Origin of the sequence: Dactylosporangium sp. CA-152071 (assembly GCF_050936335.1) — a bacterium.
GTDB classification, from domain to species: domain Bacteria; phylum Actinomycetota; class Actinomycetes; order Mycobacteriales; family Micromonosporaceae; genus Dactylosporangium; species Dactylosporangium maewongense.
This window is the reverse complement of the sequence record NZ_JBNJMZ010000002.1, coordinates 3,069,038-3,088,709: the sequence shown is the minus strand read 5'-3', so window position 1 is coordinate 3,088,709 and position 19,672 is coordinate 3,069,038. Positions and strand designations below refer to the sequence as shown.

At 72.9% G+C, this 19,672-nt stretch carries 16 protein-coding genes; 10 read left to right on the top strand and 6 right to left on the bottom strand.

The features are described 5' to 3' along the window. Positions 1–337 precede the first annotated feature (337 nt). The 3 genes from ACQEVZ_RS53845 to ACQEVZ_RS53835 form a co-directional block, all read right to left on the bottom strand. Entirely contained in the window at positions 338–520 is a 183-nt protein-coding gene (locus tag ACQEVZ_RS53845; protein WP_433383533.1) for a hypothetical protein, read from the bottom strand. Positions 521–729: 209 nt separating this feature from the next. Continuing rightward, positions 730–2,094: a DUF2252 domain-containing protein gene (locus ACQEVZ_RS53840; protein ID WP_433383531.1), complete on the bottom strand. Its 1,365-nt coding sequence runs from the start codon at positions 2,092–2,094 to the stop codon at positions 730–732. 43 nt (positions 2,095–2,137) lie between these two features. Beyond that, complete coding sequence (locus ACQEVZ_RS53835) at positions 2,138–2,863, bottom strand: tyrosine-protein phosphatase (protein ID WP_433383529.1); 726 nt, start codon at positions 2,861–2,863, stop codon at positions 2,138–2,140. 39 nt (positions 2,864–2,902) lie between these two features. Between ACQEVZ_RS53835 and ACQEVZ_RS53830 the strand changes: the two genes are divergently transcribed. Both ACQEVZ_RS53830 and ACQEVZ_RS53825 read left to right on the top strand, forming a co-directional pair. Next, positions 2,903–4,033 carry an FUSC family protein gene (locus ACQEVZ_RS53830; RefSeq protein ID WP_433383527.1) on the top strand — a complete coding sequence of 377 codons (1,131 nt, stop codon included), beginning with the start codon at positions 2,903–2,905 and terminating at the stop codon, positions 4,031–4,033. Between the two features lie 67 nt (positions 4,034–4,100). Then, positions 4,101–4,766 carry a DUF3159 domain-containing protein gene (locus ACQEVZ_RS53825; RefSeq protein ID WP_433383525.1) on the top strand — a complete coding sequence of 222 codons (666 nt, stop codon included), beginning with the start codon at positions 4,101–4,103 and terminating at the stop codon, positions 4,764–4,766. Positions 4,767–4,812: 46 nt separating this feature from the next. Here ACQEVZ_RS53825 and ACQEVZ_RS53820 read toward each other — a convergent pair whose 3' ends face one another. Beyond that, on the bottom strand, positions 4,813–5,163 hold the full coding sequence (locus ACQEVZ_RS53820) for an STAS domain-containing protein (RefSeq protein WP_344502324.1): 351 nt from the start codon (positions 5,161–5,163) through the stop codon (positions 4,813–4,815). Between the two features lie 131 nt (positions 5,164–5,294). Here ACQEVZ_RS53820 and ACQEVZ_RS53815 point away from each other — a divergent pair, with 131 nt between their 5' ends. The 3 genes from ACQEVZ_RS53815 to ACQEVZ_RS53805 all read left to right on the top strand — a co-directional run bounded on the left by ACQEVZ_RS53815 (position 5,295) and on the right by ACQEVZ_RS53805 (position 7,380). Next, positions 5,295–5,906 (top strand): RNA polymerase sigma factor, encoded by a 612-nt coding sequence (locus ACQEVZ_RS53815; protein ID WP_344502325.1) that lies wholly within the window; start codon positions 5,295–5,297, stop codon positions 5,904–5,906. After that, positions 5,906–6,655, top strand: coding sequence for a hypothetical protein (locus tag ACQEVZ_RS53810; protein WP_433383523.1), 750 nt, complete (start codon positions 5,906–5,908; stop codon positions 6,653–6,655). The genes ACQEVZ_RS53815 and ACQEVZ_RS53810 overlap by 1 nt, the downstream gene beginning before the upstream one ends. Before the next feature lie 62 nt (positions 6,656–6,717). Further along, positions 6,718–7,380, top strand: coding sequence for a hypothetical protein (locus tag ACQEVZ_RS53805; protein WP_433383521.1), 663 nt, complete (start codon positions 6,718–6,720; stop codon positions 7,378–7,380). A gap of 73 nt (positions 7,381–7,453) precedes the next feature. Here the strand turns inward: ACQEVZ_RS53805 and ACQEVZ_RS53800 are convergent, their stop codons facing one another. Then, positions 7,454–7,969: a type II toxin-antitoxin system PemK/MazF family toxin gene (locus ACQEVZ_RS53800; RefSeq protein ID WP_344502328.1), complete on the bottom strand. Its 516-nt coding sequence runs from the start codon at positions 7,967–7,969 to the stop codon at positions 7,454–7,456. A 62-nt stretch (positions 7,970–8,031) separates the two neighbouring features. On the opposite strand from ACQEVZ_RS53800, the gene sthA reads away from it, so the two are divergent. The 4 genes from sthA to ACQEVZ_RS53780 all read left to right on the top strand — a co-directional run bounded on the left by sthA (position 8,032) and on the right by ACQEVZ_RS53780 (position 16,692). Further along, entirely contained in the window at positions 8,032–9,435 is a 1,404-nt protein-coding gene (gene sthA / locus ACQEVZ_RS53795) for a Si-specific NAD(P)(+) transhydrogenase (RefSeq protein WP_344502329.1), read from the top strand. A gap of 93 nt (positions 9,436–9,528) precedes the next feature. Beyond that, positions 9,529–11,040, top strand: a complete 1,512-nt coding sequence (locus ACQEVZ_RS53790; RefSeq protein ID WP_433383518.1) for a hypothetical protein — start codon at positions 9,529–9,531, stop codon at positions 11,038–11,040. A 1,315-nt stretch (positions 11,041–12,355) separates the two neighbouring features. Further along, on the top strand, positions 12,356–15,418 hold the full coding sequence (locus ACQEVZ_RS53785) for a putative bifunctional diguanylate cyclase/phosphodiesterase (RefSeq protein ID WP_433383516.1): 3,063 nt from the start codon (positions 12,356–12,358) through the stop codon (positions 15,416–15,418). A 23-nt stretch (positions 15,419–15,441) separates the two neighbouring features. Beyond that, complete coding sequence (locus ACQEVZ_RS53780; RefSeq protein WP_433383514.1) at positions 15,442–16,692, top strand: aminotransferase class I/II-fold pyridoxal phosphate-dependent enzyme; 1,251 nt, start codon at positions 15,442–15,444, stop codon at positions 16,690–16,692. 628 nt (positions 16,693–17,320) lie between these two features. On the opposite strand, the gene ACQEVZ_RS53775 is transcribed toward ACQEVZ_RS53780, so the two are convergent. After that, positions 17,321–18,544 (bottom strand): ROK family transcriptional regulator, encoded by a 1,224-nt coding sequence (locus tag ACQEVZ_RS53775; RefSeq protein WP_354892748.1) that lies wholly within the window; start codon positions 18,542–18,544, stop codon positions 17,321–17,323. Positions 18,545–18,657: 113 nt separating this feature from the next. On the opposite strand from ACQEVZ_RS53775, the gene ACQEVZ_RS53770 reads away from it, so the two are divergent. After that, entirely contained in the window at positions 18,658–19,653 is a 996-nt protein-coding gene (locus ACQEVZ_RS53770; RefSeq protein WP_433383511.1) for a sensor histidine kinase, read from the top strand. The last annotated feature ends 19 nt before the right edge of the window (positions 19,654–19,672 follow it).

The window sequence follows — 19,672 nt, the reverse complement described above, 5'->3', positions numbered from 1 at the left end:
CCGCCGCATGGGACCCGGTCGCTGCCAGTGGCGACAGTCCGGGCGCCGGGCACTTGGGTGTGCGTGGGTCGCGGTGGTGGCTTTCCGGTGCGGGACTGGCCGGCGTGGTCCCCGCAGGCTTCCGCCGCATGGGACCCGGCCGCTGCCAGTGGCGACAGTCCGGGCGCTGAGCACGCGGTTGTGCGTGGGCCGCGGTGGTGGCGTCCCGGTGTTGGGCTGGCCGGCGTGGTCCCCGCAGGCTTGCGTCACATGGGACCTGGCCGCTGCCAGTGGCGACAGTCCGGGCGCCGGGAACGGCAGCAGAGGCAGATGGCCGGCTGAGGTCCGCCCCCACTGGTCAGGCCGCCACGGGACCGGGCGATCCCTTGGCGTGCCTGTCGGCGTTGCGCCCCTGAACGAGCACCGGCCGGACCCGCACGACTGTGGAGTCGACCTGAGCCTCCCAGTCGATGTCGCCGTCCGCGTCGGGGAGGGCGACGTCCCGGTCCTTCAGCATCGCCCAGCGCCGGTGGCGGTCCACCGCCGTAACCGCTGATACTGCGCCGTAGCGTTCCGGCAGATCACGGCCCCGGCGACCCGGTCCGCTTCGCCCGACAGATCGCATGGCGGTGATCCCGCCACCGGACGTTGCGGACGGGCTGAGCCGGCGACGGTGCCAGCGCAGCCCGTTCGGCACCCTCGCGTGCCACAGGCGGGAACAGGCCGACGCGATGATCCGTGAGGCGGAACCTAGACGCCGGTTGTGGCGGGGAGTTTGCCGGCGTTGACGGCGGCGACGAGGGCGGCGTGGTCGGCTTCGGTCTGGTCGGCGTAGGCGGCGGCGAAGGTGGCGAAGCCCTCGTCGAACTCGTCGCCGTCGGCGGTGTCGGGGGCGCCGCAGTAGCCGGACAGGGTGCGCGGGTCGATCGACTGGGCGTGGGCGCGGGCGAGGACGACGCCGCAGACGCGGGCGTAGTCGTCGAGCTGGCCGGCGCGCAGCGTCGTCGGGTCGATCGAGCCCTTCATGTCGCGGAACTGGCGCACCAGATAGGGCACGCCGTCGATGCTCGTCCAGCCGAGCAGCACGTCGCTGACGGTCTGCATCCAGCGCTGGCCGCGCACGACCCGCTCGCCGGCGTGCTGCTCGGGCACGGGCGGCAGGTAGGGGGCGAGGGCGGACGCGCGGGCCTGCTTGACCTGCAGCACGAGCGCCTCGTCGTGGTTGCCGTGCAGGAGCACCACATACGAGCGGAGGCCGACGCTGCCGAGACCGACGATGCGGTGGGCGACGTCGACGACGGCATAGCGCCCGAACAGGGTGCGGATCTCCTCCTCGAGCGTGGCGGCATAGCCCTCCAGGGACTCGATGACGCGGAACGAGTCGGTGGAGTCGAGCGGCACCAGGATCGGCGGGTCGGGGGTGAAGCGCCACGCGTCGTGGTCGAGGCGCTGGGTGAACTTCTGCGCGACGCGGCGGCTGGTGTTCTTCTTCGCCTTCTTGCGGACCCGGTCGAAGACGTCGGCGAGGTCGCCGATGCCGAAGTGCTCCAGCGTCGAGTGGTCGGTGGTCAGGTAGTACGCCTCCAGCAGCGACATGTCGGCGAGCTCGGCGAGGGCCTGGCGGTAACCGGTCGCGCAGTCGCGGGCGGAGTCGCGGCACTCGTCCTCCGGCAGGCCCGCCTCCCGGCCGGCGCTGACGATGCTGGCGGTGAGGCGCTTGAGGTCCCAGTCCCAGGGCCCGACGACGGTCTCGTCGAAGTCGTTGACGTCCATCACGAGCCGCCGCTCCGGTGAGGCGAAGAAGCCGAAGTTGGCCGCGTGCGCGTCGCCGCAGATATACCCGTGGAGCCCGGTGTCGGCGCCGCCGGCGAGGTCGGCGGCCATGACGGCGGCGGAGCCGCGCAGGAACGCGAACGGGGAGCTGATCATGCGGCCGACGCGGATGGGCACCAGCTCGGCGACACGCTCAGCGTTGGAGGCGGCGATCACGGCGACCGGATCGCGGCCGGCCGCCGTGCGGGGCTCGGTCAGCGACTTGGCGGGGGTGCTGGTGCGACGCTGGACGCCCTCGGCACGCAGTGCTTCGGGGGCCGCCCATCCGGTGGAGCCGATCATGCCCTTACGGTAACGGCCCGCAGGTGACACGGCGGTGTCAGATTCATGGCTCCAGCAGGTGCTCCTCCAGCGCCGTGAGGTGCGTCTCCGGCAGGCCCATCTCCAGCAGGTACCCGCGGACGGAGCCGTGCCGGCCGTGCACGTCGCGCAGGAACAGCCGCATCGCCTCGGCGGGCGCGGCCAGGTACCGCTCCGGCATCTTCGCGATCTCCGGGTTGATCCGGCGCAGGTACGCCATGGCGGGGCCGGTCGCCCCGGCGGTGAGCGCGTAGTCCTCGGCGATGTCGTCCTCGGCGACGCCGAGCGCCCCGAGGGTCAGCGCGGACACGACGCCGGTGCGGTCCTTGCCGGCGGTGCAGTGCACGACGACCGGCGCGTTGTCGGCCTCCGCGATCACGGCGACCGCGGCGACCATCGCGGCGGCGCCGGTGTAGACGATGTCGAGATACCGGTTGGCCAGCCAGCGGGCGTCGCTGGGCTCGTCGTGGTCGGGCGCGTCCTCCCACTCGGCGTGCTCCGGGTGCAGGTGGTGGTAGGCGAGGCCGGGGAACTCGGGCACCCGCCCGTCGCGGGCGATCTCCCGCGGGCGGCGCAGGTCGATGACGGTGCGCACCCCGACCGCGGCGAACGACGCGGCGTCGGCGGGGTCGATCCGGCTGAGCGAGTCCGATCGGAAGAGCCGCCGCCAGCGCACCGTCCGGCCGCCGGTGCCGGTGTAGCCGCCGAGGTCGCGGAAGTTGAACAGGTTGGGGTGGTCGTAGCTGCGCACGCTGCGACCTTATCGGGTGCGCCGGTAGGCTTAGGTTCTGTGGATCCGGCCAGGTCGAAGCGTGCGTCGGTCACCGAGCCGCTCGGCGTGCTGCTGGCCAGCGTGCCGAAGAGCCGCCCGAGCTGGCTGACCGTCGTCAAGACGACCGTCGCGGCGACCACGGCCTGGGTCCTCGCCCGCCAGCTCGGTGACAACGTCGCGGTGCTCTTCGCCCCGATCGTCGCGATCCTGACGCTCCAGGCCAGTGTGTACGGCTCGATCGCCACCGGCGTGCAGCTGCTCTTCGCCAACCTGGTCGGCACGGCCGTCGCGATCGGGTGGGTGAAGTTCCTCGGCCTCAGCTGGTGGTCGCTCGCCCTCGCCGCGTTCGGCGCCCTGGCCCTGGCCCGGCGGGTCACCAACACCCCGCTCGCGCGCAACCAGCTCACCATCGCCGTGCTGGCGGTGATCATGCTTGCGCCGGTCGCCAAGGGGTACGGGCAGTGGCGCTTCATCGACGTCGCCATCGGCAGCGTGGTCGGGCTGGTCGTCGCCGTGGTCGTGCCGGAGCGGCCGCGCATGCGGCAGGCCTGCGAGGCCATCTCCGTCTGGGCGGCGGGGTGCGTGTCGGTGCTGCGGGACATCGCCGACGAGCTCGACCGCCGCGACGGGAGCCCGCCCCTGGACAGCCGGGCCGGGCACGACTGGATCCCGGCGTCGCGGGGGCTGACCGACCTGAGCACCGCCGCCGCGGCCGAGGTCGCCGCGGTCGAGGAGACGGCCCGGCTCAACGTCGCCGCCGTCCGGCTCGGGGAGCGGGTCGTCGCCCTGCACGAGGAGCAGGTGTTCCTGGTCCGGATCAGCCTGCAGATCAGGTCGGTGTCGCTGGCCGTCGACCGGCTCTACGACCGGGCCGGGCAGCCGCCGGCCCTGGACCGGCAGACCCTCGCCGCGCTGCTGCGGTCGATCGCGGCGCTGCTCGAGGACCTCCTCGGCGGCAAGGAGACCGACGACACGCTGCTGCGGGAGGAGCTGACCGGCGCCGTGGAGCGCACCCACCAGGTGTTCCCGAGCGCGGTCGTGGTCCTCGACTCCGTCAGCCTGCTCGGCCGGCTCGACCAGCTGCGCCAGGACATCGGCGGCGAGGACGCGACCGCCCTCATCGACCCGGACACCCTGCCGCGATCGTGACTCTCCGTCCGGCACCGGGCATGATAGGGCAGGCTTACCTGGGTCTGGCCGCTGAAAGGTGTGGACGGTGCACAACGGGGACGAGTCACTCGCCACCCTGCTTGGTGGGCGGCGAGCGGCGCTCGACAGCGTCGTCCCTGTCGCCGGGTTCGTGGCGGGCTGGCTCGCGGGCGGCCGGTCGATCGCCCTGGGGGCCGGGATCGCGGTCCTCGCCGGCGCGGCCGTCGCCGTCTGGCGGCTGCGGCAGGGGCGCCCGCCCGCGGCGACCGTCGTCAGCCTGCTGCTGGTCTGCCTGGGCGCGATCGTGGCGCTGCGTACCGGCCGGGCCGAGGACTTCTTCCTGGTCAGGCTGCTGACGAACGCAGCGAGCGCCCTGGCGTGGGCCGGCAGCATCCTGGTCCGGTGGCCGTTCCTGGGCCTGATCGTCGGCACCGTCCTGGGGCAGAAGGCCAGGTGGCGGCGTGACCCGGCGCTGCTGCGGGCGTACCAGGCGGCGAGCTGGGTGTGGGTCTGCCAGTACATGGTGCGGCTGCTGATCTTCGTGCCGCTGTGGTGGACCGGTCACGTGGTGTGGCTGGCCACCGCGCAGGTGGTGCTGACCTGGCCCCTGGTCGCGGCGTGCCTGGCCGTGAGCTGGTGGGTGCTGCGTCGCAGCCTGCCGCCGGGCCATCCCGGCCTGCGCCATCCGCAGGCGGCGCCGACCGGTACCGACGCCGGCGCCACCCACCAGTGACGCCGGTGCCGCGGCGCCTCACCAGGCCCCCGGCGCGCGGCCTCTGTCAGGGTGCCTTGAGGGCGATGACGGCCTCGTCGACGGTGTCGGTGAGGGTGAAGACGCGGTCGAGCGCGGTCAGGTCGAAGATCCGGCGGATGCGGGCATGCGGGCAGACCACCGCGAATCCACCCGATTCGGTGTCCCGCAACCGCTTGTGTACTGACACCAGGACCCGCAATGCTGTGGAGTCGATGAACTCCACCTCCGACAGGTCCAGCACGAGCAGCGTCGCTCCCTCGTCCAGGCAGCGGTGCACCCACGTGTGCAGCGCGGGCGACGTGGCGACGTCGAGCGCCCCGGTCGGGGTGACCACGACACAGCCGTCGACGGTCGCGGTCGCGAAGGCGTCGGTCATGTCCGCTCCCACGGCCCTGTTCGGTGCGGCAGTCGGTCCCTCAACGGTGATCCCCCTCGATGCGCGGATGGTGCTCGTCCCCGAAGGGGCGGCCCGCGCTCGCGACGCGTTACACACGGTCGGCGACGCCGGTGCGTGACGCCGACCTTGCCGCGCCGTTACGGGCGGCGGCCAGCGGTGACGAGACCGGTTTCGCCGTGCTGTGGCGCGCCCTGCAGCCGGCGGTCCTACGGTACCTGCACGCGGTGTGCGGCGACGCGGCGGAGGACGTGGCGTCGGAGACGTGGCTCCAGGTCGTCAGGGACCTGCCGCGCTTCGCGGGGGACCCGACCGCGTTCCGGGTCTGGCTGTTTCGCATCGCCCGGCACCGCGCCATCGACGACGGCCGCCGGGTCTGGCGCCGCCGGGAGGAGAGCCGCGACCACGTCGAGTCCGGCCGCCCCGCCCCGGACGCGGCCGCCGAGGTCATCGAGCACGCCGGCACCGAGTGGGCGCTGCGGCTCATCGGCGAGCTGCCCCAGGACCAGGCCGAGGCGGTCCTGCTCCGCGTCGTCGCCGGCCTCGACGTCGCCGGCACCGCCGAGGTCCTCGGCAAACGCCCCGGCGCCGTCCGCGTCGCCGCCATGCGCGGCCTGCGCCGCCTCGCCGCGCACCCCCAGGTCAGCGCCCGCCGCGTCCCCGCCGGCACCACCGGCGCGGGCGCCGGCGCCGACCTTCCCCACGCCCACCTGGAAGGTGCCTGATGCTGGGCTGGTGGCGCCGGCGGGCGCGGTCGAAGGCGGAGTCGCAGCGGCTCCTCGAGCGCATGACCGGCGAGCCCGGCGGCCACGGTGACGCCCACGGACAAAGCGGACCGGGCCGGACGGGCGACCTCGGGGACTCGCCGCTGGCGGGGCTGCTCCGGGCGGCGGCCGGTCCGGCGCGGCCCGGGGAGCTGGCGGGGGAGCAGTCCGCGGTGGACGCGTTCCGGCGGGAGTTCGCCGCCGGCGGCGCCGGTGCGCCGGTGGCGGCGCGGCGGGCCAGGCCGCCCAGGCGGCGGGTCGCGGTGCTCGCGGCGGCGCTGACGGCCGGCGTGCTCGCCGGGGTCGGGGTCGCCGCCGGTGCCGGCAGGCTGCCCGCGCCGCTGCAAAGCGCCGCGCACGACTGGATCGACCAGATCCCCGACCACGACCCGGCGCCCGCGCCCGCGGCACCGACCCGGACCGTGCGGACCGTGTCGCCGACCACGCCCGCCGCGCAGCGGTCCAGCGAGCCGGCGGTGACCCCGAGCCCGGCGGCCCCGACCGCCACGGCCGGCAAGGACATGCGGAAGCTCTGCAGCGAGTGGCAGAAGGTCCGCGACGACCCGCACCGCAAGCCGATGGACCCCGAGGACCTGAACGTGCTGACCGCCGCCGCGGGCGGTGCGGACCGGATCGAGGCGTTCTGCGGCCTGTCGCCGGCGCCGACCGGTACCAAGTCGAAAAACAGCCGGTCGTCCAAGAACGCGTGACGTGATCGCGTGACCGGCGTTGAGCACCACGACGACGGACGATCGCGACGGGAGTGGACGCCATGGACGGGACCACGGAACAGCTGAGCATGACCGCCGCCGAACTGTCGTTCCTGCTGGCCAGCGGTGGCCAGCCGGGCGAGGCGCCCCGGCTGCTGGGCCTGACCGACGCCGACCGGGCCGACGCGGTCCTCAGCGCCGGGCTCGGGTCGCTGCTGCTGCGCCACCTGGCCGCGCCCGTCGACGGGCAGAAGCTGGAGATGGCGCCGGCGGTCGCCGCGGTCGCCGCCGGGCTGCACCGGCCGCGCGCGTTCGTGCAGGTCGGTCTGACCGCGGAGGACCACGCCGACGGGGCGCTGCTGTTCGAGGCGGAGATGACCCGGTTCCTGGTCGCCGCCCGCGCGTACCGCTGCTACGACATCACCCCGATCGGCGCTGACGTCGACGTCCGCGAGCCGCTGCTGGGGATCGCGGACCGGTTCCTGCACCGGCACCGGCCCGCCGTCGCCACGTTCAACACCTCGACCGTGCAGGACGTCGCCCGCGGCAACGCCCCGGCCCGGGCGACCCTCGCGTCGGCGACCGACGGCACGTGGCGCTTCGTCGGCAGCGACGGCACCGACGAGACCGCCACCGTGGTGGACAGGTTCGACGAGGCCGCCGCCCTCATGCGCGACGAGCTGGCCAAGATGCTGCCGGTGTTCCAGCCCCAGCCCCAGACCTGACGGCCGGCGTCGGTCCCAGCCGTACTCAGTCCCAGCCGTACTCAGTCCCAGCCGTACTCAGTCCCAGCCGTACTCAGTCCCAGCCGTACGAGGAGCGCAGCCGCTCGGCGACCCGGTCGAAGCGCTCCCGGTCGAGGATGGCGCCCTCACGACGGATGCCGTGCTCCTCGACGGTCAGGACCCGGTCGAGGCGGACCCAGCTGGGCCGCTGGTCGCGGTCCCACGAGCCGGGCCCGAGAGCGAACCAGTTGCGCTGGCCGTCGCGCTCGCTCTGGCTGGACAGCATCAGCCCGACGAGCTCCGTGCCCTTGCGCCCGACGACGAGGACCGGCCGGTCCTTGCCCTGGTTGGGGTCGTCCTCGTACTCCACCCACGTCCACACGACCTCGCCCGGGTCGGCGGCGCCGTCGAGCTGCGGGGCGTACTGCAGCAGCTTGTCGCTGACGTGCTTCGGCGGCGGTCCCGGCTTGTGCAGCGTCGCCCTGCCGGCCGGCGCCGAGCGGGGTGGCGTGGGCACCGGCTGCGTGGGCGCGGGGGCGGACGGCCGGCCGCCGAGCCGGGTAGCCAGGTTGCGAAGAAGTCGTTTCACGCGGACGACCATAGTCCCGATCGTCTGGACGGCGCTTGCCAGCGCACTGGACACTGTCGTTCATGTACGACTTCGATGTCCTCGTGCTCGGTTCCGGCCCCGGCGGGCAGAAGGCGGCCATCGCGGCCGCGAAGCTCGACCGGCGGGTCGCCGTCGTCGAGCGGCGCCACATGATCGGTGGTGTCTGCATCAACACGGGCACCATCCCGAGCAAGACCCTGCGCGAGGCGGTGCTCTACCTGACCGGCCTGAGCCAGCGGGAGATGTACGGGCAGAGCTACCGCGTCAAGGACGACATCACCGTCGGCGACCTGGGCGCGCGCACGCAGCACGTGATCGGCCGGGAGATCGAGGTCATCCGCAGCCAGCTGGCCCGCAACCGGGTGAAGCTGCTGCAGGGCACCGGCGTCTTCGTCGACCCGCACACGCTGTCGATCACCGACGAACAGGGGCACTCGTCGCTGGTGTCCGCCGAGAAGATCATTCTCGCCGCGGGCACCCGGCCGGCCCGCCCGGACAGCGTCGAGTTCGACGACACGACGATCATCGACTCCGACGGCATCCTCAACATCGACAAGATCCCCGCGTCGATGGTCGTGGTCGGCGCCGGGGTCATCGGCATCGAGTACGCGTCCATGTTCGCCGCCCTCGGCACCAAGGTCACCGTGGTCGAGCGGCGCGACCGCATGCTCGACTTCTGCGACCTGGAGATCATCGAGGCGCTCAAGTACCACCTGCGGGACCTGTCGGTGTCGTTCCGCTTCCGCGAGTCCGTCGCCGCCGTCGAGCGGCACGGCCGCACCGCCGTCGCGGTCCTCGCCAGCGGCAAGCGGATCGCCGCCGACGCCGTCATGTACTCCGCGGGCCGGCAGGGCGCCGCCGACCAGATCGGCCTGGAGAAGGCGGGCCTGGAGGCCGACAAGCGCGGCCGGATCACCGTCGACGAGCACTTCCGCACCGAGGTGCCGCACATCTACGCCGTCGGTGACATCATCGGCTTCCCGGCCCTCGCCTCGACCTCGATGGAGCAGGGCCGCCTCGCCGCCCACCACGCGTGCGACGAGCCGGTGCGCGGCATGCAGCTGCTCCAGCCGATCGGCATCTACACGATTCCCGAGATCAGTTTCGTCGGGCGTACCGAGGACGACCTCACCGACAACAACATCCCGTTCGAGGTCGGCATCTCCCGCTACCGTGAGCTCGCCCGCGGGCAGATCATCGGCGACTCGTACGGCATGCTGAAGCTCATCGTCTCGCCGGAGGATCGCAGCATCCTCGGCGTGCACGTCTTCGGCACCGGGGCCACCGAGCTCGTCCACATCGGCCAGACCGTCATGGGCTGCGGCGGCACCGTCGACTACCTCGTCGACGCCGTCTTCAACTACCCGACGCTCGCCGAGTCGTACAAGGTGGCCGCCCTCGACGCGATGAACAAGATGCGCTCGGTGTCGCGCCTGACGGCGTGACGATGTGACGGGCACCACACCGCAGAACTCCAACCTCGGGCACGGCCGATGAAGTTACAGGGAGGCGGAGCGACGACACGGGGGAAGGCGCGCATGCTGCGATACGTGAGGCTGGTGCTGGTGGCGGCGCTCCTGGCTGCCTCGGCCGGTTGTACGGGTGACAAGCCGGCCGAGGATCCGTTCGCCGCGTTCGTCGCCGGGTGGCAGCGGGCCGACCTCTCGGGCGTCGAGCTGCGCACGCCGGCCGGGCAGCCCCTGGCCGCCGACGCCGCCAAGCAGCTGCTGGCGGGCACCGAGGGCGACCTCGCGGCCCGCCGGCCCGCGCTGACGAGGAGCGGCGCGGCGACCGTGCGCAAGGACGACGCCAGCACCAGGCTCGGCGTCGACTGGACGCTGCCCGACGGCCGGCACTGGGCGTATGAGACGACCGTCGACGCCCGCAGGATCGACGGCCGGTGGGCGGTCTATCTCGGCCCGGCCGTCGTGCACCCCGACCTGCCCGACGGCCGGCGGCTGACGCTGCGCTCCACCCCGGCGAACCGCGGGGTCGTCCTCGCCGCCGACGGCACGCCGATCGTGTCGGAGATCCCCGTCGTGTATGTCGGGGTCGAGCCGCGGCTGGTCCGCGACGTCAACGCCCTCGTCCAGCGGCTCGACCTGGTGTTCCGGTCCGTGCGGGTCGACGTCGACACCTCGGCGCTGCCGGGGCGGCTCGCGGCCGCGAAGCCCGACGCGTTCGTCGACCTCGTCACGCTGCGCCAGACCGACTACGCCGAGATCGAGCGGGACCTCGCCGCCACCGACGGGATCGCCACGCGGGCGGGCACCCTGTCCCTGCCGCTGACCCGCACGTTCGGGCGGGCGCTGCTGGGCACCTCCGGCCCGGCGACGAAGGAGCTGATCGACGCCGGCGGTGGCGTGCTGAAGGCCGGCGACATCACCGGGCTCACGGGGCTGCAGCGCCGCTACGACACGGCGCTGCGCGGCACGCCCCGGGTCGAGATCGTGGCGGCGGACCCGCAAGGGGCGAAGGCGGCCGACAAGGTCCTCTACACCGCGTCCGCCGTCGACGGAGCCCGGGTGCGCACGACGATCGAGGTGAAGACGCAGCAGGCGGCGGAGGCCGCCCTCGCGGCGACCACGAAGCGTTCCGCGCTGGTCGCGGTCCGGGTCGCCGACGGCGCGGTGCTCGCCGTCGCCAACGGCCCAGACGCCGCCGGCTACAACCTCGCCTTCCAGGCCGAGCTGCCCAGCCCACCGCTCGGCGTCGACGGCGCCGCGGCCGGTTTCGGCGCTTTGTGGAAGCTCGGCGCCGACATGTACACCGGCAAGGCCACCGCGGCCGGCGTCGTCGGCTCGCCCCTCGTCTACGCGGGCGCCGCCGCGGCGGCCTCCCGGGGCCAGTGGCGCCAGCCGGTCCTGCTCACCGAGCCGTCCCCCGGCCCACCCGCCGCCGACGGCCCACCGGTCACCGGCACGCTGACCGTCCCGACCATGTCCGTCGGCGTCCGCGGCGGCGTCGCGTACTGCGTCTACGTCGAAGGCGCCGGCCAGGACGTCACCGGCCCGATCGCCGAGGCCTTCCTGAAGACCCTGAGCGTCTGAGGGACGCGCCGCACGCGGGTTCGGTCGACGCGGCCCAGGCACCACCCGGTTCGGCGGGCGGGTCGGGCTACCAGGCGCTGTTCGCGGACGGGGGTGCCGTTGTGTCCGCTGTACGGCGTCGACGTGGCTGGACTGTTCTCGCGGGTGCCCACGGCCGGCGTCGCTGTGTGTGTCGTTCCCGGTCGGCGGCTTCGCCCTGGTCTGCGGGGCGGGCGTCGCTGTCTGCCGGTGCGCGGTGGCGTCGCGTGCTGCGTCTACGTCGAGGGCGCCGGCCAGGACGTCACCGGCCCGGTCGCCGAGGCCTATTGAAGCCCCTGAGCGCCTGAGGGACGCGCCGCACGCGGTTCGGTTGACGAGGCGCGGGCACGACCTGGCCCGCCGGGCGGGTCGTGCCGTGGGCGCTGCTGGCGGACACGGTGCCGCTGCGCGTGCGTCGAAGCGGGCTGGGCCGGTCGCGCGGGTGCCCGCGGCTGGCGCTGCTGTCTGTCGTTCCCGGTCGGCGGTTATGCCCTGGTCGGCCGGGCGAGCGTCGCCGGCTATCGGTGCGCGGCGGGCCGTCGCAACGCGCCTGCCGTCCCATGGATGCCGCTGCCTCGCCCGAGCGTGATTGGCGGCGGGCGCGGGCCACGGCCACGTCGCTGGCGTCCCTGGCGACGGAGCTGCCGGCGGCGGAGCTGCTCGGGGCGTGGGTGGCCGGGGAGTGCCGAGCGTCCCGCCCTGAGTGCGCTGCTTGCCGTTGCGCCGTCCGCGCCGCGCCGTCCGCGCCGCGCCGTCCGCGCCGCGCCGTCCGCGCCGCGCCGTCCGCGCCGCGCCGTCCGCGCCGCGCCGTCCGCGCCGCGCCGTCCGCGCCGCGCCGTCCGCGCCGCGCCGTCCGCGCCGCGCCGCCCGCGCTGGTCGCCGTCGTGCCGGTCGTCGGCGCGAGGTGCCGGGAAGAGCCGGGAAGCGCCAGGAGGCGGCGGTGGTGGTGGTGGGGTGGCTGGTCGGCGGGGAATATGGCGTGAAAGTTACCTTTTGCCGAATGAGGTGAATGAATTCGCGAACGGATGCGGACCGTAGAGGGGGTGATCGCAGCCTGTACGGGTGCGTGTGCGGCGAACTTCGCAAAGCGCTCGAATGGCGCGAAGCGGCTGGTCAGGACGTGGTGGCATGTCCTTGCAAGGTATTCCTCATTAGGCAGCGAACAATCTACGGTGAGGGCAGGCCGATGGCTCCCCTCGCCAAAAAGCCTAAATAGGACCTGCCCCACGCCGATGGGGCGTTTACGGGTGTCACTGGGTAGCGTCGGGGCCGCCACCGTGACGGTCGGGAGGGATGCGTGTCGCCGCAAAGGGTGCTGGCCGGCTACTGCGGGATCATGGCTGCCCTCGTGGCGGCCAACTTCGCGCTGCCCGCGCTGCACCTGATCCTGTGGTCGGCGATCGGCCTCACCAGCGTCGCGGCCATCCTGACCGGCGTCCACCTGCACAAGCCCCGCCGCCGCGCCCCGTGGTTCCTGCTCGCGGGCGCCGTCGCGTCGTTCATCACCGGCGATCTCATCGCCGACGTCCTGACCCTCGTGCTGGACAAGCGCGGCTTCCCGTCCGTCGCCGACGGCTTCTACCTCGCCGTCTACCTGCTGATCGCCGCCGCCATGGTGGGGCTGATCCGAATGGGTGTGGCCAGCCGCGACCCGAACGGGCTCTACGACGCCGTCACCGTCACCGCCGGGCTCGGGCTGCTGTCGTACATCTTCCTGATCCGGCCATACGTCGAGGATCCCGCGCTGTCGGTGCTGGAGAAGAGCATCTCCATCGCCTACCCCCTCGCCGACATCCTCGTGCTCGCCGTCGGTGCGCGGCTGATCACCGCCGTGCGGCGCGGCTCCGCGCTGCTGCTGCTGGCCGCCGGCGGCATCGGCCTGCTCAGCGCCGACGTCGGGTACGGGCTGAAACAGCTCAACGGCGTCTGGGAGACCGGCGGCCCGGTGGACCTCGGCTGGGCCACGTTCTACGTCCTGTGGGGCTTCGCGGCGCTGCACCCGTCGATGCGGGACCTCACCGAGCCCAAGGTCCACCGCGCCGGCGAGGAGCACTTCGGCCGCCTGCTCATGCTCGGCCTGTCGCTGTTCATCGCGCCGTGCGTCCTGTACTTCGAGATGCGCGGCGGCGAGGTCCGCGACGCCACGGTCATCGCCGGCTCGTCGGCGCTGCTGTCCGGGATGGTCCTGCTGCGCCTCGGCCGCGCGATCAACGTCCAGCGGCGGGCCGCACAGCGGGAGCGGCGGCTGCGCCGGGCCGGTGCGGCGCTGCTCATGGCGACCGACGAGCCGGGCGTCACCGCGACGGTGCGGACCGCGATCGCCGAGCTGCTGCCGCTCGGCCGGCCGCACCGGGTCGTGCTCGCGCCAATGGGCGACACGACCGGCGCGGCCGACGGTGCCGTGTCGATGCCGTACACGCGGAGGCTGGCCCCGGCGCTCGCCGAGGAGCTCGGCGACTTCGAGGTCACGCTGTGCTGCCCCCTGGCGCCGGTGGAGGGCCGCGAGTCCGGGCGGGCGCTGTACGTCGCCGCCGACGAGGTCACACTCGTCGGCGTGCAGGAGGCCGCGCAGATCCTCGCCACCCAGGCCGCCCTCGCCCTGGAGCGGATCGCGCTCGGCGAGGAGATCGGCCGGCGCAACAGCGAGGCGTACTTCCGGACCCTGGTGCTCAACACCGCCGACGTCATCCTCATCGTCGGCGACCACGACCAGATCCGGTACGCGAGCCCGTCCGCCCACGCCCTGTTCGGCAGCGACGAGCTCGACGGCACGCCGCTGCCGATGGCGTTCGCGAAGGAGAGCGTCGTCGAGGTCGACCGGCGGCTGCACGAGCTGCGCACCCGGGGCGTCGACCGGCCCGGCGACGACCTGCGTGTCGTCGGCGCCGACGGGCGGCCCGCGCTGGTCGAGGCGACGTTCCGGGACCTGCGCGGCGAGCCGACCGTCGGCGGCGTCGTCGTCACCCTCCGCGACGTCACCGAACGCAGCCGGCTGCAAGCCGAGCTGTACCAGCGAGCCACCTTCGACGCGCTGACCGGCCTGCCGAACCGGGAGGTGTTCCTCGCCCGGGTGCAGGAGGCGGTCAGCTCCGGCGCGGAGAGCGGCGCGACCGTCGGCGTGCTCATCATGGAGCTCGACGACTTCAAGGTGGTCAACGACACCCTCGGCCACGGTGCCGGCGACGCGCTGCTGGTCGCGGTCGGCAACCGGCTCACCGAGGCGCTGCGGGCCGTCGACGGCTCCTACGGCGCGGCCGGCACCGTCGCCCGGCTCGGCGGCGACGAGTTCGCGGCCCTGGTCCGCCGGGCCGGCAGCGCCGCCGACGTCGAACGCGTCGCGGAGAAGGTCCTCGCCAGCTTCGCCGCGCCGTTCGAACTGCCGCACGGCGAGGTCACCGCGTCCGCCAGCATCGGCGTCTCCACGACCGCGGAGGCCGCCGACGCGCAGGACCTGCTGCGCCACGCCGACCTCGCCGTCTACGTCGCGAAGGACGCCGGCAAGGACCGCTGGCGGCGCTACGAGTCGTCGCTGCACAGCGCCGTCGTCGAGCGGCACAAGCTGCGCGCCGACCTGGACCGGGCGATCGCCGACGGCGCGTTCCTGCTGCACTTCCAGCCGATCGTGGCGATCAGCGACGGCCGTACACACGGCTTCGAGGCCCTCGTCCGCTGGAACCACCCGACCCGCGGCATGGTGTCGCCGGCCGAGTTCATCTCCGTCGCGGAGGAGAGCGGCCTCATCGTGCCCCTCGGCGCGTGGGTGCTGCGCAACGCCGTCGAGGCCGCCGCGCAGTGGCGCCTGCTGCACCCCGGCGAGGAGGTATACGTGTCGGTCAACGTCTCCGCCCGCCAGTTCCGCGGCCGCGAGCAGGGCTTCGCCCGCTGGGTGCTCGACGAGATCGACCGGATGGGCCTGCCGCCGGCGAGCCTGCTGCTGGAGATGACCGAGAGCCTCCTGCTGCACGACGACGGCGATGTCACCGCCGAGCTCGCCGCGCTGCGCGAGGCCGGAGTGCGGATCGCCATCGACGACTTCGGCACCGGCTTCTCGTCGCTGTCCTACCTGCGCCGCCTCCCGGTGGACGTGCTGAAGCTCGACAAGAGCTTCATCGACACCATCGCGTCGTCGGCCGAGCAGCACGCCGTCGTCGACATGATTGTGCAGCTCGCAGCGATTCTGCAGTTGCAGATTGTAGCTGAAGGAATCGAGACGTCGGCTGAACGTGATCTCCTCATGACGATGGGTTGCCATCTCGGGCAGGGGTACTTGTTCTCGCGGCCGTTGAGCTACGGTGACGCGAGTCAATGGTTGTTGGAGGAAGCGTCGGGGCTTCAACGGGGAAGTCGGACGGCGGCCTAAGCACCACGGCCCTCGGAGGATTTGTGCTCGAACACCTCGCCGCCGCTGTCGATGACGACCCCCGGTTCAGCGGTATCGCCCACCTGCGCGCCAGCAGTCGCTTCTACGACGCCGTCATCGACGAGATCGACGGCCGGCGCATCCGCGTCGGGGACCACTGGCTCACCGACTGGGCGTCGTGCAACTACCTGGGCTTCGACCTCGAGCCGCAGATCATCGACGCCGTGGAGGCGCAGCTGCGCCGCTGGGGCACGCACCCGAGCTGGTCCCGGATGCTGGGGAACCCGGCGCTGTACCCGCAGATCGAGGAGCGCCTCGCGGACCTGCTCGGCGCCCCGGACACCCTGGTCCTGCCCACCATCACCCAGATCCACCTGTCGGTCATCCCGGTCCTGGTCCAGCAGGGCACGGTGCTCGTCGACGCCCGCGCCCACAAGACCATCTGGGACGGCTGCGTCCACGCCCGTGGTCTCGGCGCCACCTTGAAACGGTTCAAGACGATCGACGAGCTCGCCTCGCTGCTCGCCTCCGACCTGCCCGGGCCGGTCCTGGTCTGCATGGACGGCGTCAACAGCATGACCGGCAACATCCCGCGCATCGCCGAGTACCTGTCGCTGTGCCGCGCCCACGGAGCCGTGCTGTACGTCGACGACGCGCACGGCTTCGGCGTCATCGGCTCCCGCACCGCCGACGAGACGTCGCCCTACGGCTCCGGCGGCAACAGCATCGTGCGCTACTTCGGCGAGTCCTACGACGACCTGGTGCTCGTCGGCGGCTTCTCCAAGGCGTACTCGTCGCTGCTGGCGTTCCTCGCGGTGCCGACGGTCCTGAAGAACCGCCTGAAGGCGTCGGCCGCCCCGTACCTGTACTCCGGCCCGTCCCCGACCGCGTCGCTCGCCACCGTCCTGGCCGGCTTCGACGTCAACGCCGACCGCGGTGACAAGCTCCGCGCCGACCTGTACCGCATGTCCACCCGGGTCCTGCAGCACGTCCGCAGCCTGGGCATCTTCACCCCCAACGTCGACGACACGCCCATCATCGAGCTGCCGATCGCCCTGGACCGCGACCTGGTCGAGGTGTCGGAGCAGCTGTGGGACCGCGGGCTGTTCGTGACCCTCGCCCCGTACCCCGGCGTGCCCCGCGACCAGGTGGGCTTCCGCGTGCAGGTGACGGCCGCCAACACCGACGCCCAGATCGACGAGCTGAACGCCGCCATCACCGACCTGGCCGCCGCCGACGTCTTCCAGTCCGCCCGCGAAACCAGCGCCAGCTGACGCTGTAATTCCCCCACCGCTGCCGCGGCGGGGTTCTCCATGATCCGGTAGATCTTGTGCACCCCTGGCTGCACAACCTTTACCGGATCATGGGGGCGGGCGGGTGTGGCGGCTCAGCGCTGAGCACCTTCCGTCGCAAAACCGGAATGTCCGGCACTGGAAGCGAGTGTCGTCAGGGCGCGGTGGTTTCTCATGATCCGGTAGATCTTGTGCACCCCTGGCTGCACAACCTTTACTGGATCATGGGGTGGGCGGGTGTGGCGGCTCGGCGCTGAGCACCTTCCGTCGCAAAACCGGAATGTCCGGCACTGGACGCAAGCGGCGCCAGGGCGCGGTGGTTTCTCATGATCCGGTAGATCTTGTGCATCCCTGGCTGCATAAGGTCTACCGGATCATGGAGTCGGTAGGCGCAGTGACCCTGAATTGTGGCCTCCTCCGCGCGCAATTCCGAAATGTCCGGCATCGGAAGCGAATGGTCCGGGCTCAGTGGTGGGTTCCTCATGATCCGGAAGACTTTGTGTCGCTCTGGCGGCAAGAAGTCTTCCGGATCATGGAATCGGGCGCTGAGCAGGTCCGAAATGTCCGATAGTGAGGCGGGTTGTGCTCGGTTGCGGAGGTTTCTCGTTTATTAGGGGCGGCGGAGGGTGGCGAGGATCGAGTCGCGGACGGCGGAGCGGCCGGCTTCCTGGGCGCCGAGGAGGGCGGCGTCGTCGGTGAGGGTGCTGGTGGCGATCGACGTCTCCAGCGGCGCCGCCTCGGCCAGGGCGGTCGCGACCGCGGTGCTCAGGACGGGGCCGCCCGCCTGGCCGACCTCGCCGCCGATGACGACGAGCGGCGGGTCGAGGACGGCGACGACGGCCGACAGGCCGATCGCGATCCGGCCGGCGAGGGTGGTGACGAAGCTGCGGGCGGCCTCGTCGCGGTCGGCGGCGCGGGCGACGGCGGTGGCCATGGTGCCGGCGGCGGTGCGCTCCCGGATGCCGTACTCGGCGGCGAGGTCGAGCACGGCGCCGCCGCCGACGAGATCCTGGAAGTCGACGCGGCCGGTGAAGCCGCGGCCGCCGGTGACGCCGGGCAGCATCATCGGCATGTAGCCGATCTCGCCGGCGCCGCCGCGGGCGCCGCGCAGCAGGGTGCCGCCGAGGTCGATGGCGAGGCCGAGGCCCGCCTCGCCGAGCCACAGCAGGGCGAAGCTCTCCGCGTCGCGGCCGGCGCCGTGGGCGCGTTCGGCGACGGCGGCCAGGTTGACGTCGTTGTCGACGCCGACGGGGACGCCGAGGCGGCGGCGCAGGTCGTCGATGAGCCCGGGGCGGCTCCAGCCGGGGACCTCCACGTGGTGCAGGACGTCGGTGCGCGGGTCGAACGACCCGGCGACCGCGATCTGCACCTGCGCGACGGGATCCGGCGCGATCCGGGCCTCCTTGCACACGTCCTGGACGGCGTCCACGACGGCGGAGACGGGGTCGGTACGGGTGAAGTCCACAGCCAGGTCGAGCCGGCCGCGGACGGCGCCCGCGAGGTCGGTGACCGCGGCCGTGACGGCCGGCAGCGACGAGTCGGACGTCTCGCCGAAGGTCCGGTCGCGCACGGACAGCGCGACGGAGTACGCCGCGTCGGGGTTCACCGCGTACACCTCGGCGTTGGGGCCGGGGCCGGCGCTGACGTAGCCGACGACCGTGACGAGCTTCGCCTCGGTGAGCCGGCGCAGCGCCTCGGAGATCGTGGGCTTGGACAGGCCGGTGAGCTCACGCAGGTCTCCGCGCGTGAGTGGGCCGCGTTCGAGGACATGACTCAGGGCCGCCGCGTCGTTCATGGCCCTGAGCAGCTTGGACGATCCGCCGAGGTGCGTCATGGTGGCTCGAACCGTATGGGCGTCCGTCGGCGGGTGTCAATCGCCACGCGCGGTCGGGTGGCCGTCACTTAAGCTCACTAACGGGGCAAAGCGACGTAAAGCGGGTCAAGAGGATGACGGTCGATCCGGAGCTGCTGGCGGCGGCGCTGGACCAGCTCGGCACCGGGCTGCTCGTCACCAGCGCCGACGGCACCGTCGTGGCGGCCAACCAGGCGACCCGCGACCTCCTCGGCGAGCAGGCGACCGGGAAGAAGGTCGGCGACACCGTCGCGGCGGCGATGGCGGCCGAGGACAGCGGGCGCTGGTCGCCGCGGCCCGGGCTGGTCGTCGAGTGGAGCTGGAGCGGCCCGCTGCTGCCCGGCACCCCGCACGAGGGGCGCTGCCTGGTGCTGCGGGACGTGTCGCACCGCATCGCCGACCGGGCCAGGCTCCGCCGGCAGAACCGGGCCCTCGCCGAGCTGGTCGCGATGAAGGCCGAGTTCACCGCGGCCGTGTCGCACGAGCTGCGCACCCCCGTCACGTCGATCGCCGCGATGTCGGAGCTGCTCGGCGAGGAGGTGACCGAGCCGGACCCGCTCGCCGTGCCGGTCGCGGCCGTCGCCCGCAACGCACAGCGGCTGCTGGGCCTCATCGACAACGTGACGGAGCTGGCCCGCATCGAGAACGCCGCGCCCACCGGTACCGGCGAGAAAGTGCAACTGGAGAGGATCGTCGCCGAGGCGCTGTCCGGCTGGACCGGTGCCGCGAAGGCCGCCGCCGTGCACCTGACCGCCCACGCCGACCCCGACGCCACGGTGCAGGGCGACCGGGTGCTGCTGCGCCGGCTGGTCGACGCCATGATCGGGATCGGGCTCGCCGCGGCCGAGCCGGGCGCGCTGCTCACCGTCGGCGTCACGGCCACCGGCAGCGGCTGGCGGGTCACCGTGCCCATCGGCGGCCGCGGCGGCGACCGGCTCTTCACGTCGTCCCTGCTGACCGGCGACGGTGTCCGGCACGACTCGACCGCGCTGATGCTGTGCCGCGCCATCATCGCCCGGCACGGCGGCCGGCTGACCACCGATACAGACCCGGAAGGCGCCACGGTGCTGGCCGCGCATCTGCCCGGTTAACAGGCATGGAAGACTGCGG